Genomic DNA, 13,279 nt, shown 5'->3' with positions numbered 1-13,279 from the left:
GTTGTTTTTCATACTATTTATCTTTTAATGATTCAGAAGCAATACTTTTACCATCTCGCCCGCCGAAGCACCTCTGCCGCCTGCTGGAATGTGAATTAAGCAATCGGCATCCTTTATGGATACCATAATGCTTGATTTGTCCATCCCTGCCGGCTTTGCTCCGAGCATTCCATGCTCCATAACAAGCGTTCCACGTACATAGCGGGGATAAGCAGACCCCTTGGAATAATCGGTAAGCAAGCGAGCCTCTACCTCCTTATGCATCCGCGCGCTGCAACCCATTAAACCACACAAATAAGGCCGTACAAAAAGCTCGAAGCCTACAAAGCAGGCACCCGGGTTGCCAGAGAGGGCAAACAGCAGCTTATCCTTCCACACACCGACAGAAGTCGGGCTTCCAGGCCGCATTGCTACTTTATTGAAGAGCAGCTCCCCCTCCCAGCGCTCGAACACATCGACAAGCACATCCTTGTCCCCTACCGATACGCCCCCTGTTGTTAGAACCAAATCCGCCTCTTTCATTACATTCAACAGCTCTTCTTCAAGCTTCGCCGGATCATCCGGCACCTTCGGCATAATGATGGCCTCTCCGCCTGCTTCCCGTACCTGACAAGCCAGCATATAGCTGTTGCTGTTGCGTATTTTTCCAGGCTCTAGCGACTTGCCTACGTCCAGCAGCTCCGATCCCGTCGAGATAATCGCAACGCGCGGCTTACGGTATACGGGGACACTTGAATACCCGAAAGCAGCCAGAATAGCCGTCTCTCCCGCTCCGATCGTTTGTCCCTCTTGTAAGAGCATCTCACCTGCGGCTACCTCTTGACCAATCGGGGTGATATTGTCTCCTACAGCCATCCTCTTGCGAATATACACATGCCGTTCCCGAGTCTCCGTCATCTCAAGCATAATCACAGCATCAGCACCATCGGGTACTACCGCTCCTGTCATAATACGGGAAGCCTGGCCCGACTGGATACTGCGTTGCGGCACATCTCCACCATAAATGTGCTCTACTACCTCCAGTGTGACAGAGCTTTCTGGAGAGGCTGGTTCGCTGTCCGAAGCGCATATCGCATAGCCATCTACTCCAGAACGGCGAAAATGCGGCATCGGCTGATCCGCCGACACCGCTGCTGCCAGACGACGTCCGAAGCTTTCTGTCAGAGGCACTTCTTCTATCTCCTGGTGCCTGACCCTTCCAAGCACTGCCTGCTGGGCTTCGAGGACGGAGACCGCTTTTCTTTGAAACCTTATTCCGGACACGTTGGCTTTATCCCCCTATCTGCGACATTCTCCGCAGCGTAGGAATGTGACTTTGCTGCTCGTTTAGCAGCGCTTTAGCCATTTCATGGCTTTCCGGCTTCACTTCCAGCGCTTTGAGGAATAAGTCCGCCAAAGCTTGATCGTTGCCAATATAGGTTCTAACATTGAACTCATCCGACCAGTACAAGCAAGGTTTAATGTTTCCGTCAGCCGTAAGGCGAAGACGATTGCATGTTTCACAAAAATGATCGCTCACCGGATGAATCAAACCGAAGGTGCCGAGAGCTCCTTCGATCTGAAAGTTTTGAGAAGGGCCGTTGCCATAGATTTCCCCATACGGAGTGACCTGCCAACCACGCTCCGCACATCGATCCGTGACTTTGCTTAACGGGACATACTTGCTCTTCCAGCCGGCATCGTCATGACCGATAGGCATATATTCAATAAATCGAACCTGTATTTTACGGTCAATAGTCATTTGCAGAAAATCATCGATTTCATCATCATTCAAGCCCTTCATCAGCACCACATTCAGCTTGATAGGATTCAAGCCTACACGATAAGCCGCATCGATGGCATTCAGCACCCGGTTAATGTCCCCACCGCGGGTAATCAAGGAGAAGCGGTCAGCACGTAACGAATCCAAGCTGATATTAATCCGCGTCAAACCAGCAGCACGAAGCTGTTCCGCTTTTGAGGCAAAGAATATTCCATTCGTCGTCAAGGCGATATCCTCAATACCGTTAATGGCAGAGAGACGGGCTATGAGCTGCTCGATGTTTTTTCTTACCAACGGTTCTCCTCCGGTGATGCGCAGCTTGCGCAGTCCAAGAGCTGCCAGCACCCGAACCACCTCGACAATTTCATCAAAGGTCAGCAGTCGTTCGTCGGGCTCGAACTGCATCCCTTCCTCAGGCATGCAGTAAACACAGCGAAGGTTACAACGATCCGTAACCGAAATGCGTAAATAATCGTGAACCCGACCGAAACGATCCGTTAAAATGACTGACATCACAGCTCACCTCCGTTATCCACTTTTATTGTTCCGTCACTTTCCTGCTTCAATAATTAATTCTATTATGGCATACTTCAATGTAAAAAAATAGTTCAATGTCATGTTTTCTAACATTTACTTATTTTCATACTGAAGCTTCTCATATTGTTCTGGATCATTAACATTTACTGCAAATTCGACCGAGATGCCTTTCTCAACAAAGAATTGTTCATCCACTTGCTTGTAATTCAGCTTATGCATAAATTCCATAACCCTATACTGATTGGCCGCGAGCAATTCATCTAAGATGTCCTTACATTGCTTCACCTGATAAATAGCATGAAGCGGCTGCGTTCTGCCGTCAAGTATCGGTACCACGGCGTCATAATCATCGTTTATCAGCTCCAGCATTGCTTTAGCCGACTCTTCCGATATATTAGGCATATCACAAGCGACAACCCACAAGGTTTCCCCTTGTGCCGCTTCCATTGCTGCCTGCATACCTGCAAGCGGGCCTTTCCCAGGCATTAAATCGGGGATTACCCGCAAGTTCTTATCGCTGTGTGCAAGCAGCAGCTTTTCAAAAGGAGCCGGATCGTTTGCTATGATCAGAATTTCTCCGCACAGCTTGCCAAGCTCCTCCAGCTGCCTCTCGATAAATAGCTGACCTTGCAACTGCAGCATTGCCTTCAGACGGCCGCCCATTCGACGGTTCTGTCCTCCGGCCAGCACAACCCCTGAAAGTGATTCTTGCCTCCCGTTCATCGGCCCATTCCTCCATATCGGATAGGATATTAGCTGCTAGCCTTCTGCTCCATCCCATCGTTTTTGAAAAGATGCCCTCCAGCTCTCTGAGAGCGCCTCGACTTCAAGCAATGCCCGAATCCCGTCCCAATCACTTTTATCATGATACTTCAATCGGTTTGCCTCAAGTATAGTTATAGCTCCAGGATGACGCTCCACGAGGTTGAAATGCTGACCTTTAGCCACATTCCCTTCCTTCAGAACACGAAAGTAATACCCTGTAAAGCCTGTGTTTTGCACCTGTATCGGCAGCTGAGGCATATCATACCTCTTGCCAAGCTTGAAGCATGGCTGTCTGGGTTGGGTGATTTGCACAATGGCTTCTCCGATCTCGAATATATCGCCGATATGTACCCCTGATTCCATCATTCCTGAAACGGTGAAATTTTCTCCAAAAGCTCCGTAGGACAGCTCACGACCAAGCTGCTCCTGCCAAAATCCGAAATGCTCCGAACAATAGACGCAAACGGCTTTATCTTTTCCTCCATGGTTAATCAGATCCGCTTGACCATCCCCGTCCAGCTGAATGGACGACAGATATACGTTGCCTTCAACAGGCTGCTTGTAAATTCCGGTCTCTAATGGTTTCCCTTTATACTCGATTACGATAGGCTTCCCTACATTTAACGACAACAGCTGCATCTCGTCAATCTCCTCTATAAACAGACTTCCACGCCTGCGAAAAGTAATGTCTTACTACTATAAAAGAAAATCGTTCTGATCGCTATATGAATCATTGGTTTTTACCGTTTAACGCTCTACTGGAAAGGATAAAATAAGAAGTAGTATGAAACATGGGGGGACTTGCAGCATGATTGAAAAGGGGCGAATCTCTTCATTCCAGATGGGAGTGCTGATGTTCCCGACTATCATATCCACATCGATTCTCTCCGTTCCCTCTATCACCGCAAAGCTTGCGGACAAAGACTTATGGATTGCCCCCATCTGGGCCTCGCTGGCTGGTTTTTTGATCGTTTGTGTGATGTATTGGCTGCACAAACTTTATCCTGGACAAAGCATGATTGAGTACAGCACCGACATTCTTGGATTGACACTTGGGAAGACAATAGGATTCATCTATGTCATCTCTTACTTTATCAACCTCGGAATTATGATTAGAGAATACGGTGAATTTATTATGGATGCATTTTTACACCAAACTCCAATCATTATTGTCATGAGCAGCATGATTCTCGTTTGCGCTTTTGCTGTTCGTAGTGGTTTAGAAGTGTTGGGACGGGTCTCTCAGTTTTTCGTCCCCATTGTTGTCGTTCTTCTGTTGCTGATTTTTGCTTTAGCGATACCAGATCTTGACCCGGACAATATGCTGCCTGTATTTGAGCACGGTGTAGCACCATCTCTCAAAGCAGCTATTCCAACCCAAACCTGGTTCACGGAATTCTTCGATATCAGCTTTCTGCTCCCTTTTATAGCCAATCATAAGAAAGAGCTGAAATGGGCGTTTATTTCCGTATTGGCGGTTATGGTATCCATGGTGCTATGCGGCATCATCAGCTTGCTGTTGCTTGGAGACCTTGTCGACAGCTACAGCTATCCGGTCATGCTAGCAGCGCGTTACATCAGTCTTGCCGACTTTCTGGAGCATTTAGAAGCTATTGCTATGGCCATATGGGTGCTTGGGATGTTCATCAAAATATCCGTCGTTTATTATGTCCTGGTACTGATAGTCGCCCAGTGGCTCAACCTTCCAAGATATCGATCGATCGTTTTTGCTGTAGGCTATATGTCTCTCGTTTATAGCAGATGGATTGCTTCAAGCCGGGAAGTGCTGAACCATCTTCTATCCACGTCTCTCGTGTTTTTTTATATTACCATTCAGCTTGTAATACCTATTTTGCTTCTATTGATAGCCCTCGCTCGAAAAAAATGGAGCAAACAAAAGGAACCGGCCAGCCAGTTCCCCTTGAAGGCTCCATCTTCTGAGGAAAGCTGAAGACGGTTATGACAATCTGTTTTTGCTTACCCAAGCGTCATTGTCATAACCGCGCACTTCCCAATAACCGATATGCTCTTTATCGATCAGCTCAATAGCTTGAAGCCATTTGACTGATTTATAGGCATACATCTGGGGCACGACCAATCGGACCGGACCTCCCAGCTGTTGAGGGATTGGCTTGCCATCCATGAGAACGGCTACCATAATATCCTCCATCTGCGCCTGCTCCAACGATAAACAATCCGTATATACCTTGTCTCCCGAATACATTTTGACAAAGCGGCCTGTGTTCTTCACATCTGCCATAGCCAGCAGCTCGGATAATGGAATGCCCTCCCAGGTTACTTTATAAACAGACCAACCTGTAACACAGTGAAAATCACTGACCTGTACTTTGCGTTTTAGCTTAAGAAATTCCTCCCAACTCCAGGAGAGAGGCTTCTCTACCAGTCCTCCAACCGTAAATTTCCAGTTTTCACTCGAAAAAGCCGGGATGTCCGTGACCGTGTAAATCCTAAATTGCCCTTGTCCTCCACCTCCGACAGGCGGATTCGATTCAGGAAGCGCCTCTGGCGCAGGGAGCATCCGATTCGCGTCCTCTCCTGCCAATTGATCCAGCTCGGCCCCTCCGGTATCTGTTACCGTCTTCAACCAGCGATAAAACGCCGGACCTACTCCGAACACGATAGCCAGCCCTATAACCCAGCGAATAAAGGCAGCCCGCGAAATCGGAGCCTTCTTCCAATAATCGATTTGTGCTTGAGGTAAAATTTCACTATCTTCTGATGCCACCGCTTTAGCGGAGACTCCCTCATGCTTCTCGCTCTGAGATGAGGCTTCACGCTCCCTCCGTCTCATTGCCTTCAACCATCGGCTTCTCGAAACAGAATGATACACCGCATAGGGAATACCTACCCATGTGAACAAGTCATGCAGCACAAGCGCCGCATTGCTCCATATTGGGGGGAAGCTTCGGAACTGCCACAAGATGAGTCCTGTCACACTCCAGCCCGCCAGCAGCATAAGAACAATCACTAAATTCCAGCGCTGATTTATTTTTTGCCGGATTTGCCTCCAATGCTTCGGGATATAACGGATATAGTATAAGATAATCAGGATGGAAACGATGCCTAGTACACTGTGTGCCTGCTTTAAAAATACTCGAAAAGCTCCTAGATCCCCACGTATCGTAGGGATATACAGTACAACACCCGTTAAAGCCAGCAGAGCTACCAACCACGCGTTCCAAGCATGCAGCCGTTTCAGCTTTTTACCGAAAGACTCCTTTAACCAGCTTCTCCAAGCATCCACCTTAGCACCCTCCTCATTAGGACGAGCATCCTGTTCATTCAACCCAACTCTTTTAATCCTTTAATGGTCTCTGGTACTCTTTTCTTTTATTGTAACATACCACTTATCGTCCAGCCCATGCTACCCTAGTATGTATTCTCGAACCGACCAAGCCAACCATCAAAAAGAAGCATGAAACCTACGCCCGCAAAGCGTACATCTCATGCTTAAGTATTCAGAGCCTTACTGCTTATAACCCATAATAATGCCTGCTGTCTCCTCAATGGCCTTATCCGTCACGTTAATGATCGGACACCCAACCTGTTTCATCAAATTTTTCGCGTAATCCAGCTCTTCCATGATTCTCTCCATAGCCGCATATTTCGCTCCAAAAGGTAACCCAACCGCTTTCAAGCGCTCCGTACGTATTTTCAACAGCTTGTCCGCATCCATAATAAGACCGACGATCCGGTTGCCCGGTAATAGAAACAACTCCTTAGGAGGCTTTACTTCAGGCACAAGCGGCAGATTCGAAACCTTTATGCCCTTGTGTGCCAAAAAGATGCTTAACGGAGTCTTCGACGTTCTAGAAACACCGATCAGCACGATGTCCGCCTTCAACAACGAGCTCGTATCTCTGCCATCATCACATTTTACAGCGAACTCAATGGCCTCTACCCTTTTGAAATAATCATCATCCAATTCATGCAGCAAGCCCGGCTTACGCTTGGGCGAATCGTTGAAAGTATCGATAAAAGCCTGCATCATGGGGCCCATAATATCGACCGCGCGTACCCCCAAGCGGACCGCTTCTTCCCTCATCATTTCACGAAGCTCCGGCTGCACCAGTGTATAAGCTACGAAGCCCCCGCGCTTCGCAGCTTCCTCCATAATCGCGCGGATTTCATCCTCATGCTTGATATGACCGATACGTTTCGTCCTGACCTGCTGTGCATCGAATTGGCGCATTGTTGCTTTCACAACCGCTTCAGCGGTCTCCCCTACCGAGTCAGAGCAAATCGTGATTTCGTAATGTTGGTCGTCTTTCATCATCCGGTTCTTCTCCTTTATTTACACACTTTTTAATTCACATTCCGTATCACTCAAGGCTCAGTTGCAAGCTCCAGCAGAATTTGAGTCATTATCGTCTTAGTAACACGACCTACAACGTCCCATCGGGTACGACCTTGTGCGGTATCAGCCTTTGAGCGGATCACCACGGGAAGGCTATCAACCTGATGATGAATCATTTTGCGTGCCGCATCGATAACTGTATCCTCAGGATTCACATGGACTACGTTCGGCTCCCTTGTCATGACCATACTAACCGGCATAGACGCAGCCGCCGTGTTGCCCAATGTAAATTTCAATAAATCTTTACGGGAAATGACCCCTGTTAGGCAGCTCTCTTCATCTACAACGATCAAGCTCCCCACATTTTCCATAAAAAGCGACACGACCGCATCATGAACCGAAGCGTTTTCTCTTACGATGACCGGCATGGACTGTACATCTTTAACTTTAAGCGACTGCAATCTACGGGAAGCCTGACTTCCTGAGGACATAGCAGAGCCAGGTGAATAACCTACCTTGGGCTTCGCATCGACATAACCGAGCATTACGAGCAAAGCCAAATCAGAACGAAGTGTAGGGCGACTTAATCCGAGCATTTCCGCAATCTGCTCACCCGTAATCGGCGCATGCTGTTTGACCAATTCTACTATTTGTAATTGGCGGGCTGTCAGTTCGATGGTCATAACCTCCTGTCTTTATATCGAGCATACAATGTTACCTGCATTGTACCAAATAATGATTCAAACTTATATAATGAATCCATTCATGACTCATAATGAGCTTTAAATAAATAATAAGTAGGTGTGAAATAAAATATATTGCACGTTTTATCACTAATTATTATACTATATTTATTAAACGTTGTATCTTATTTAATCAATTGATAACACTACACAGAAAAAATCGGATATGGGGGCTATGTACATGGAAAGAGAACTAGCACTGGAAATTGTTCGCGTAACGGAGCTTGCCGCATTGTCAGCAGCTCAATGGATGGGCCGGGGAGACAAGATTCAAGCGGACGGCGCAGCCACTTCTGCTATGAGGACCATGTTTGATTCCGTTTCCGTTCAAGGTACAGTGGTTATAGGAGAAGGGGAAATGGATGAAGCCCCTATGCTGTATATCGGCGAGCAGGTTGGTAACGGACAAGGTCCAGAAGTAGACGTTGCTGTCGATCCCTTGGAAGGCACAGAGCTGGTCGCAAAAGGACTGAACAACGCACTTGCCGTCATTGCTATTGCTAACAAAGGGTGCTTATTGCATGCTCCTGATATGTATATGGAAAAACTGGCTGTAGGCCCTGCATTAGCAGGAAAACTACATCTAAATGATCCTCTTGAAGTAACTCTGCAAAAAGCTGCACAGATCCTGGATAAGCCTCTAAGCAATTTGACCGTCATGATTCTAGACCGCGAACGCCATCAAGAAATGATTCAAACGCTGCGCCGTGTCGGTGTGCGTATCAAATTATTAAGTGACGGGGATGTTGCCGGCGCGATGGCTCCTGCACTGTCCGAATCGGGTATTGATCTCTACGTCGGCTCTGGCGGAGCTCCAGAAGGAGTATTAGCTGCCGCTGCACTTTCCTGCCTCGGCGGCGAACTGCAAGGACGACTCATGCCTTCCAACGATGAAGAGTTCAACCGCTGCCTGAATATGGGGATGGATGATCCTTTAAAGCTATTAAGCATGAAGGATATGATTGGAACAGAGGATGTTATTTTTGCCGCAACTGGCATTACCCCAGGGGAATTTTTAGGTGGTGTGCAGTATTTGGCCAATCAGCGCGCAGAGACCCATTCTATTGTTATGCGGGCACAGACCAAAACCGTACGATTCATTCGCTCCATTCATTATTTACCTAATAAACCTCAGATTTTAACTTCGTTATAACCAGCAATATATAGATCCTTTTCTCTCCTGTGATACAATGGTCGTACACAACACATCACGGGAGAAGGTTTTTAGGATGTCAATTTTATTTTACACAGCTGTAGGCTTGCTTGCGGCGACATTTGGGAGTCTTGTAGGCTTGGGTGGGGGCGTCATCATCGTACCTGCCCTTGTCTACTTGGGTCCTATTTTTGTTGGCCAAGAAATCTCCGTCGCTACCGCTGTCGGTACCTCATTGGCTGTTCTCATCTTCACTGCTTTATCCTCTACACTCACCTTTTTCAAACAAAAACGGGTTGATTTCAAAAGCGGCTGGATTTATTTCATCACTTGTGGACCTGGAGCAATGCTTGGATCTTATACGACCCAATTCGTTAACGCAAAATCATTCCAGCTCAGCTTCGGCATCTTTATGTTTATTATGGCGATACTGCTTGTGCTGCGCGACTATATGAAGCCTTTGAACATCCAGTGGGCCATTCAAAGATCGTTTATCGATGCACAAGGGAAAACTCACGAATACGGCTACGGAATCATTCCTGCACTGATCATTGGACTGGCTGTCGGTTTCATATCAGGTTTGTTTGGCATCGGCGGAGGTTCTCTGTTTGTGCCAGCTATGGTGATCATTTTCCGGTATCCTCCTCATATTGCTACAGCCACCTCCATGTTTGTTATTTTCTTATCATCCATTATGGGTTCCTTTACCCACCTCAGCTTGGGGGAAATTGACGGATGGATGGTGCTTGGACTTGCCCCTAGTGCCCTGGTGGGAGGCTGGCTTGGCGCCAAAATTGCAAGCAAGCTTAGCAGCAAAAAGCTGCTCTGGATCCTTCGTATTACCTTCTTCATCGTTGCAATCAAAATGATTTGGGAAGGTGTTGCGGCCGGGTAGTATGTCATTTCTTAATGTAGGATAATCCCTCCCCCTTTCGCCAACACTAAAAGCATCTTTGTGCAAGGGGGAGATCGTATGAGACCAGATGTTGTCAAAATAACCTTATGCATTTCTATTGCTTCCTTGAGCTTAGCCGGATGCACGCATCAGCCGGAACGCTCTGCTCCAACCCCGTTCGTACATACCACGGAGCTGCAGAACGAGTCTAAGCAGTCGGATAAGCTCAGTACTCCAAAATCTCCAGTAGTTACTGCGCCATCCCAAGCGACTAGGCCACCGACCACTGCAGCTATCACGCCTTCTCCTACACCGGAGGCACAGCCTTCTCCACAAATTCAACAACCAAGCAACCAGCATTTAAATGTGCAAGCACCTTCAACATCCGTTCGTAAGGCGGAAAAAAAGCTTTCCAAGCCGACAGAGGGCACGCCTGCTTCAACCGCTTCCAAAAAATCAACGGCAGCCAAACGTCTCACCTTAAGCCAGCTTGTAAAAAAATACCCTGACCTGCTGCTGCTAAAAGGGTCCACCAGCTCCAAACAAATTGCGCTGACTTTTGACGATGCCCCTGATACACAGTACACACTGCAAGTATTAGATATTTTGAAAAAATATAATGTTAAAGCAACCTTTTTTGTTGTAGGTCGCCTTGCTGAAGCGCATCCATCTGTTGTCAAACGGATGCATAGGGAAGGACATGTTATCGGGAATCATACTTATAACCATGCCTTACTAACCAAACTATCAGATGAACAGTTCCAGTCACAAATTGCTAAAACACAAAAAGTAATAAATGGCACCATCGGTTATACCCCCAGGCTGATTCGCCCGCCTTACGGAGAAATAACGGAAAGCCAATTGCTATGGGCGTCCAAGCACCACTATACAATTGTTAATTGGAACGTTGATTCGCGGGATTGGAAGCAGCTTAGTCAAGCAGAAGTCACAGCAAATATTCTGAACCACGCAGGGGCAGGCTCGATTATTTTACAGCATTCCGGCGGAGGACCAAACCAGAATTTGACCGGGACTGTAGCCGCACTACCAACCATTATCGAGTCATTGCAGTCCAAGGGATATCGATTAGTCACTTTACCTGAGCTTCTTAAAGTATCCAAGCAGCTATAGACATATGAAGAAAAAAGCCTTCATTAGCCCAGAAGGGGTAACGAAGGCTTCTCTTTAATCCGCTTACTATATAGCGGTACTTAGTGGTCCATCAAAGCGGCTACTTTCGATCTTCCAACAGCTTTTGCTGTGCCATCCTTATCATCTCTTTGACCATGGATCCGCCTATTCTACCACCAATCTTCCCTGCCTGCTCCGTTGATAAATGTCCGTTTCCATTGGACGTGAGCGGAATGCCTAGCGTCTTGGCCACCTCGTATTTAACATCATCCGGCTTGTTCATATTGACGGCAAAACCTTGCGACTTCATGACTTCCCCTTTAAACTGCTCCATCCCCTGAGAGGCACTAGGGACTAGCAGCCTGCTGCTGCTCCTTCTTCTTGCCATGACAGTGCTCCTTTCTCTTCATGGAAGTATAAGTATAGAATAAGCCTAAACAACCGGTCCTATACTTACATAAAACATTGATTTACCGTCAACAATAATTAAGCTGAATCCAAAGCTTTGAGGAGGTACCAGAATCATGAGTCATTTATCTGAAATTATTGATAATCACACCAACCTGGATGGTCTCTTTGCCATTATTAAGCATTATGGCGTGAGCGCGGAATTCGTAACCGATGCGCTCGTTCAACGGTTTGAACAAATTCAAAAGGATGAGCATTCCGAATCAAAATCGGATACGGAAGAGGAAACAGCATACTGTGCAGAAATATTGGATTCTCTAAATCAATATTTTGCACGGCTGTGATTAGCATACAGAGTTTCGTCTTTTAAGCTGCTTTCTGCTCTGCATCTTACTTTGAATAGAACATATAAAAAAACCATTAGATATGTTATCTAATGGTTTTTTTATATGCCGGTGAAGGGACTCGAACCCCCACGGTTTCCCTCACGATTTTGAGTCGCGCGCGTCTGCCAATTCCGCCACACCGGCTAGTATGGCGCGCCCTGAGAGATTCGAACTCCCGACCTTTTGATTCGTAGTCAAACGCTCTATCCAGCTGAGCTAAGGGCGCAAATATTGATTTGTAATTAACTGGTGCCGAAGACCAGACTTGAACTGGTACGGTAGTCACCTACCGCAGGATTTTAAGTCCTGTGCGTCTGCCGATTCCGCCACTCCGGCGTAAAGATGGAGGCGCCACCCAGACTCGAACTGGGGGTAAAGCTTTTGCAGAGCTCTGCCTTACCACTTGGCTATGGCGCCTAATTAATTTGGAGCGGAAGACGGGAATCGAACCCGCGACCCTCGCCTTGGCAAGGCGATGCTCTACCGCTGAGCCACTTCCGCATATAATAAACTGGGGATCTAGGATTCGAACCTAGGCATGACGGAGTCAAAGTCCGTTGCCTTACCGCTTGGCTAATCCCCAATAATTGAAAAAATAATGGGGCGATCGATGGGACTTGAACCCACGAATGCTGGAGCCACAGACCAGTGCGTTAACCCCTTCGCCACGACCGCCACAGTATTTAATTGGCAGGGGCAGCAGGAATCGAACCCACACCAAAGGTTTTGGAGACCTTTGTTCTACCTTTAAACTATGCCCCTATAAATGGTGGAGGCTGATGGATTCGAACCACCGAACTCGATGAGAGCAGATTTACAGTCTGCCGTGTTTAGCCACTTCACTAAGCCTCCATATGTTTGGCCCCTCTGCATTAGCAGTACGCCTATGGTGGCTCGGGACGGAATCGAACCGCCGACACGAGGATTTTCAGTCCTCTGCTCTACCGACTGAGCTACCGAGCCTTATAAGCTATATCTTGTCCAATTCCGTTCATTTCTATTAAAGAAATGGCGGAGCCGACGGGATTCGAACCCGCGGTCTCCTGCGTGACAGGCAGGCATGTTAGGCCTCTACACCACGGCTCCGCATTAGACAAACATGGTGCCGTCGAGAGGACTTGAACCCCCAACCTACTGATTACAAGTCAGTTGCTCTACCAATTGAGCTACAACGGCATATT

General features: G+C 47.3%; 13 protein-coding genes and 12 tRNA genes. 5 read left to right on the top strand and 20 right to left on the bottom strand.

Annotated elements, in window-relative coordinates:
• Positions 1–24 precede the first annotated feature (24 nt).
• The 4 genes from BP97_RS0109450 to BP97_RS0109435 all read right to left on the bottom strand — a co-directional run bounded on the left by BP97_RS0109450 (position 25) and on the right by BP97_RS0109435 (position 3,703).
• Positions 25–1,263 carry a molybdopterin molybdotransferase MoeA gene (locus BP97_RS0109450; protein ID WP_028548873.1) on the bottom strand — a complete coding sequence of 413 codons (1,239 nt, stop codon included), beginning with the start codon at positions 1,261–1,263 and terminating at the stop codon, positions 25–27.
• A 7-nt stretch (positions 1,264–1,270) separates the two neighbouring features.
• Positions 1,271–2,275: a GTP 3',8-cyclase MoaA gene (gene moaA / locus BP97_RS0109445; protein WP_028548872.1), complete on the bottom strand. Its 1,005-nt coding sequence runs from the start codon at positions 2,273–2,275 to the stop codon at positions 1,271–1,273.
• A gap of 117 nt (positions 2,276–2,392) precedes the next feature.
• Complete coding sequence (locus tag BP97_RS35770) at positions 2,393–3,022, bottom strand: molybdenum cofactor guanylyltransferase (RefSeq protein WP_051620478.1); 630 nt, start codon at positions 3,020–3,022, stop codon at positions 2,393–2,395.
• A gap of 36 nt (positions 3,023–3,058) precedes the next feature.
• A complete protein-coding gene (locus BP97_RS0109435) occupies positions 3,059–3,703 on the bottom strand; it encodes an MOSC domain-containing protein (protein WP_036745679.1) in 645 nt (214 codons plus the stop codon).
• 169 nt (positions 3,704–3,872) lie between these two features.
• Between BP97_RS0109435 and BP97_RS35765 the strand changes: the two genes are divergently transcribed.
• On the top strand, positions 3,873–5,015 hold the full coding sequence (locus BP97_RS35765) for a GerAB/ArcD/ProY family transporter (protein WP_197035440.1): 1,143 nt from the start codon (positions 3,873–3,875) through the stop codon (positions 5,013–5,015).
• A gap of 6 nt (positions 5,016–5,021) precedes the next feature.
• Here BP97_RS35765 and BP97_RS0109425 read toward each other — a convergent pair whose 3' ends face one another.
• From BP97_RS0109425 to BP97_RS0109415, 3 genes are all read right to left on the bottom strand, one after another.
• Positions 5,022–6,329, bottom strand: a complete 1,308-nt coding sequence (locus BP97_RS0109425) for a molybdopterin-dependent oxidoreductase (protein WP_028548870.1) — start codon at positions 6,327–6,329, stop codon at positions 5,022–5,024.
• 222 nt (positions 6,330–6,551) lie between these two features.
• Positions 6,552–7,358: a pyruvate, water dikinase regulatory protein gene (locus BP97_RS0109420; protein WP_028548869.1), complete on the bottom strand. Its 807-nt coding sequence runs from the start codon at positions 7,356–7,358 to the stop codon at positions 6,552–6,554.
• A 53-nt stretch (positions 7,359–7,411) separates the two neighbouring features.
• Positions 7,412–8,065, bottom strand: a complete 654-nt coding sequence (locus BP97_RS0109415; RefSeq protein WP_028548868.1) for a transcriptional regulator CcpN — start codon at positions 8,063–8,065, stop codon at positions 7,412–7,414.
• A 241-nt stretch (positions 8,066–8,306) separates the two neighbouring features.
• On the opposite strand from BP97_RS0109415, the gene glpX reads away from it, so the two are divergent.
• The 3 genes from glpX to BP97_RS39615 all read left to right on the top strand — a co-directional run bounded on the left by glpX (position 8,307) and on the right by BP97_RS39615 (position 11,304).
• Positions 8,307–9,278 (top strand): class II fructose-bisphosphatase, encoded by a 972-nt coding sequence (gene glpX / locus BP97_RS0109410; protein WP_028548867.1) that lies wholly within the window; start codon positions 8,307–8,309, stop codon positions 9,276–9,278.
• A 76-nt stretch (positions 9,279–9,354) separates the two neighbouring features.
• Entirely contained in the window at positions 9,355–10,173 is an 819-nt protein-coding gene (locus tag BP97_RS0109405) for a sulfite exporter TauE/SafE family protein (RefSeq protein WP_028548866.1), read from the top strand.
• A 78-nt stretch (positions 10,174–10,251) separates the two neighbouring features.
• The gene (locus BP97_RS39615; protein ID WP_081823998.1) at positions 10,252–11,304 is read left to right on the top strand and encodes a polysaccharide deacetylase family protein; all 1,053 of its coding nucleotides are present in this window, start codon (positions 10,252–10,254) and stop codon (positions 11,302–11,304) included.
• A gap of 100 nt (positions 11,305–11,404) precedes the next feature.
• Here the strand turns inward: BP97_RS39615 and BP97_RS0109395 are convergent, their stop codons facing one another.
• Positions 11,405–11,692 (bottom strand): alpha/beta-type small acid-soluble spore protein, encoded by a 288-nt coding sequence (locus tag BP97_RS0109395; RefSeq protein ID WP_028548864.1) that lies wholly within the window; start codon positions 11,690–11,692, stop codon positions 11,405–11,407.
• 136 nt (positions 11,693–11,828) lie between these two features.
• On the opposite strand from BP97_RS0109395, the gene BP97_RS35755 reads away from it, so the two are divergent.
• Entirely contained in the window at positions 11,829–12,056 is a 228-nt protein-coding gene (locus BP97_RS35755) for a hypothetical protein (RefSeq protein WP_036745678.1), read from the top strand.
• Between the two features lie 106 nt (positions 12,057–12,162).
• Here the strand turns inward: BP97_RS35755 and BP97_RS0109385 are convergent.
• The 12 genes from BP97_RS0109385 to BP97_RS0109330 form a co-directional block, all read right to left on the bottom strand.
• Positions 12,163–12,242 (bottom strand) — tRNA-Leu (locus BP97_RS0109385).
• A gap of 5 nt (positions 12,243–12,247) precedes the next feature.
• Positions 12,248–12,324: transfer RNA gene (locus tag BP97_RS0109380), tRNA-Arg, on the bottom strand.
• Between the two features lie 21 nt (positions 12,325–12,345).
• A tRNA-Leu gene (locus BP97_RS0109375) sits at positions 12,346–12,434 on the bottom strand.
• Positions 12,435–12,441: 7 nt separating this feature from the next.
• Positions 12,442–12,515: transfer RNA gene (locus BP97_RS0109370), tRNA-Cys, on the bottom strand.
• 9 nt (positions 12,516–12,524) lie between these two features.
• A tRNA-Gly gene (locus tag BP97_RS0109365) sits at positions 12,525–12,599 on the bottom strand.
• Positions 12,600–12,609: 10 nt separating this feature from the next.
• A tRNA-Gln gene (locus BP97_RS0109360) sits at positions 12,610–12,681 on the bottom strand.
• 16 nt (positions 12,682–12,697) lie between these two features.
• Positions 12,698–12,773: transfer RNA gene (locus BP97_RS0109355), tRNA-His, on the bottom strand.
• A gap of 13 nt (positions 12,774–12,786) precedes the next feature.
• Positions 12,787–12,860, bottom strand: a tRNA-Trp gene (locus tag BP97_RS0109350).
• A 5-nt stretch (positions 12,861–12,865) separates the two neighbouring features.
• Positions 12,866–12,950: transfer RNA gene (locus BP97_RS0109345), tRNA-Tyr, on the bottom strand.
• Positions 12,951–12,985: 35 nt separating this feature from the next.
• Positions 12,986–13,061, bottom strand: a tRNA-Phe gene (locus tag BP97_RS0109340).
• A 46-nt stretch (positions 13,062–13,107) separates the two neighbouring features.
• Positions 13,108–13,184, bottom strand: a tRNA-Asp gene (locus tag BP97_RS0109335).
• A 14-nt stretch (positions 13,185–13,198) separates the two neighbouring features.
• Positions 13,199–13,274 (bottom strand) — tRNA-Thr (locus BP97_RS0109330).
• Positions 13,275–13,279: the final 5 nt, after the last annotated feature.

Source organism: Paenibacillus sp. UNC451MF (assembly GCF_000686845.1).
In the GTDB taxonomy this organism is placed as follows: domain Bacteria; phylum Bacillota; class Bacilli; order Paenibacillales; family NBRC-103111; genus Paenibacillus_S.
Note: the sequence above shows the minus strand (reverse complement) of the source record. Positions and strands in the feature narration are given on the sequence as shown.

Excerpts from the sequence above, each read along its gene's own strand:
- glpX (WP_028548867.1), top strand. The coding sequence starts at position 8,307 with ATGGAAAGAGAACTAGCACTGGAAATTGTTCGCGTAACGGAGCTTGCC.
- BP97_RS0109405 (WP_028548866.1), top strand. The coding sequence starts at position 9,355 with ATGTCAATTTTATTTTACACAGCTGTAGGCTTGCTTGCGGCGACATTT.
- moaA (WP_028548872.1), bottom strand. The coding sequence starts at position 2,275 with ATGTCAGTCATTTTAACGGATCGTTTCGGTCGGGTTCACGATTATTTA.
- BP97_RS0109435 (WP_036745679.1), bottom strand. The coding sequence starts at position 3,703 with ATGCAGCTGTTGTCGTTAAATGTAGGGAAGCCTATCGTAATCGAGTAT.
- BP97_RS35755 (WP_036745678.1), top strand. The coding sequence starts at position 11,829 with ATGAGTCATTTATCTGAAATTATTGATAATCACACCAACCTGGATGGT.
- BP97_RS35765 (WP_197035440.1), top strand. The coding sequence starts at position 3,873 with ATGATTGAAAAGGGGCGAATCTCTTCATTCCAGATGGGAGTGCTGATG.
- BP97_RS35770 (WP_051620478.1), bottom strand. The coding sequence starts at position 3,022 with ATGAACGGGAGGCAAGAATCACTTTCAGGGGTTGTGCTGGCCGGAGGA.
- BP97_RS0109420 (WP_028548869.1), bottom strand. The coding sequence starts at position 7,358 with ATGAAAGACGACCAACATTACGAAATCACGATTTGCTCTGACTCGGTA.
- BP97_RS0109395 (WP_028548864.1), bottom strand. The coding sequence starts at position 11,692 with ATGGCAAGAAGAAGGAGCAGCAGCAGGCTGCTAGTCCCTAGTGCCTCT.
- BP97_RS0109415 (WP_028548868.1), bottom strand. The coding sequence starts at position 8,065 with ATGACCATCGAACTGACAGCCCGCCAATTACAAATAGTAGAATTGGTC.
- BP97_RS39615 (WP_081823998.1), top strand. The coding sequence starts at position 10,252 with ATGAGACCAGATGTTGTCAAAATAACCTTATGCATTTCTATTGCTTCC.